The following is a 3077-nucleotide window of genomic DNA, read 5'->3' on the forward strand; positions in this document are numbered from 1 at the left end:
CTGGGGAGAAGCTATCAATACGTTGCACCTTCGCAGATGCATCATCAACAGGATGTCCTACAGGATGAGGACGCGCGGACTTTAGCAAAAGCCTGCTCACTAGTACAATAAAATTCTCGATAAAAAGTGGATATTGACCAATCCGTAACTATTTAATACAGGCCATTGCTTTTGTTAACTTTTATTTAACCAAAGCGGCGACTACAACGGCTTGCGGCGCGCACTTTAAAGCCAATAAAAAAGTGCCCTTAGGCACTTTTTAAAACACGTTATTACTACAGATTAATGCGGCTGGCGTTAATGGGCTTGTTCCCAGTTATCACCCTCATCGGCTTCTACGATGAGCGGTACATCCAATTTAGCGGCTTGCGACATCAACTCACAAATTTGTGTTGTATAAGCTGCTACACAATCGGCTTTAATTTCAAACACCAGCTCATCGTGCACTTGCATTAATAGTTTAATCGTATTGGCCGGTTGCTGATGCACCCAGCGATTAACACTGAGCATCGCCTTTTTAATTATATCGGCGGCGGTGCCTTGCATTGGCGCATTAATTGCTGCGCGCTCTGCCCCTTTGCGACGCGCCCCATTACGAGCATTTATTTCCGGCAAATGCAGGCGACGGCCAAAAATAGTTTCGACATAACCATTTTCAGCGGCGTTGCTACGGGTGTTTTCCATGTATTCAAGCACTCCTGGGAAGCGTTCAAAGTACTTATCAATGTAATGCTGTGCTTCATGGCGTGGCACATCCAATTGACGCGCTAAACCAAATGCCGACATACCGTAAATTAAGCCAAAGTTAACCGCTTTCGCTTTGCGGCGCATGTCACTTGTCACATCGTCTAAGCTCACGCCAAACACTTCCGCAGCCGTGGCACTGTGCACATCAAGGCCATCAGCAAAGGCGCTTAATAAGCCTTTATCTTGCGAAAGATGCGCCATGATACGCAGCTCTATTTGCGAGTAATCGGCAGCCACTATTTTATAACCGTCGGCGGCAATAAATGCTTCTCGAATACGACGCCCTTCTTCTGAGCGGATCGGAATATTTTGTAAATTAGGATCGGTTGAACTCAAGCGCCCAGTAGCGGTTATCGCCTGATGATAAGAAGTATGCACTCGCTGCGTTTGCGCGTTAACCATTAATGGTAACTTATCGGTATAGGTAGACTTAAGCTTAGATAAACCACGATGCTCAATAATCACTTTAGGTAACGGGTAATCATGAGCGAGCTCTTGTAACACCTCTTCAGCGGTAGACGGTGCCCCTTTCGGGGTTTTTTTAATCACTGGTAAACCCAGCTTATCAAATAACAACACTTGTAACTGCTTCGGCGAGCTTAAATTAAACGGTTCACCGGCAATTTCAAACGCCTCTTTTTCCAGCGCCAGTAGCCGCTCACCTAAACGCTGACTATGTGCCGCCAGCATAGTGCTATCGATTGCCACACCGGTGCGTTCAATATCAGATATAACACTCACTAGGGGCATTTCTATGTCTTCAAATACCGACTTAAGCTTTTCATCCGCTTCCAGTTTTGGCCACAGCACTTGGTGCAAACGCAGCGTAATATCGGCATCTTCAGCAGCATATGGCGCCGCTTTTTCAAGTTCAATTTGATTAAACGTCAGCTGCTTTTTGCCTTTACCGGCAATATCTTCAAAACTAATGGTTTTATGGCCTAAATACTTTAATGCCAACGAGTCCATATCATGGCGCGTACCCACACTATTAAATACGTATGATTCGAGCATAGTGTCAAACTTAATGCCATTGAGTGCATATCCGGCGTTAGCAAGCACGCTTTTATCGTACTTTAAGTTTTGCCCAACTTTTGCTTTATTTTCATCCGCTAAAATTGGCGCCAATTGTTGCATCACAAACTCAAGACTTAATTGCTCAGGGGCGCCCGGATAATCGTGCGCTAGCGGTAAATAACTCGCCTCACCCGCTGTTACCGCAAAGCTCATACCCACGAGTTGTGCTTGCATATAATCAACACTGGTGGTTTCAGTATCAAACGCAATTAACTCAGCGCTATTAAGTTTCGCTATGAGGGCATCAAACTGTGCTTCGGTTAAAATAGTGTCGTACTGTACAGCAGCCACTTTAGGTAATTCGCTAGCTTCTGCAGGGACCGCTAAATGGCTGTCGGTGTCTTGCGGGTTGTCTAACAGCTCCGCTAACCAACGACGGAATTCACATTCGCCATAGAGCGCAATTAATTCATCTTTATTTGGCTCTTGTAGCTTGAAAGTATCTAAATCTTGCTCAACTTCAACATCACACTTTATAGTTGCTAATTCATAGCTTAGCGGTAAGTGATCAACTGCGGCCGCTAACTTTTCGCCAATTTTACCTTTAATTTCACTAGCATGATCTATCACGCCCTGTAACGATCCATACTTGTTTAACCACTTAACAGCAGTTTTCGGACCACAGCCTTCAACACCTGGAATATTATCGACCTTATCACCCATCAAGGCTAAGTAATCGATGATCAACTCTGGACCCACGCCAAATTTTTCAACCACCGTCTGCGGATCAGAAATACTGTCGGTCATGGTGTTTATCAGTGTTACGTGTTCATTTACCAGTTGCGCCATATCTTTATCGCCGGTAGACACTAACACATGACGTTTTTGTTCAGTCGCAATACGCGCAAACGTGCCAATGACATCGTCAGCTTCAACGCCTTCAATGCTCACTAACGGAAAACCCATTGCTTTAATTATTTGGTGGATTGGGGCTATTTGCGTGCGTAAGTCATCCGGCATCGGCGGGCGATTAGCTTTGTATTCACTATACATGTCATTGCGAAAGGTTTTACCTTTAGCATCAAACACCACCACCATATGCGACGGATCGTATTGTCTGATCAAACTTTTCAGCATGTTAATCACACCGTAGATTGCCCCAGTCGCTTCACCTTTTGAGTTAGTTAAATGTGGCGGAGAATGATAAGCGCGAAACAAATATGAAGAGCCATCAACTAAAATAAGTGGGTTTTCGGGGATCTGAGCCATGGTGAATTTGGATCCTAAATACAAAATGTAAGATAACTATAAGC

General features: G+C 44.6%; 1 protein-coding gene. It reads right to left on the reverse strand.

Features of this window, described 5'->3' with window-relative positions; genetic code table 11:
* Nucleotides 1-297 precede the first annotated feature (297 nt).
* The gene (gene polA / locus ABYB02_RS16105) at nucleotides 298-3033 is read right to left on the reverse strand and encodes a DNA polymerase I (protein WP_372763396.1); all 2736 of its coding nucleotides are present in this window, start codon (nucleotides 3031-3033) and stop codon (nucleotides 298-300) included.
* Nucleotides 3034-3077: the final 44 nt, after the last annotated feature.

The organism is Pseudoalteromonas sp., assembly GCF_041613455.1.
In the GTDB taxonomy this organism is placed as follows: domain Bacteria; phylum Pseudomonadota; class Gammaproteobacteria; order Enterobacterales; family Alteromonadaceae; genus Pseudoalteromonas.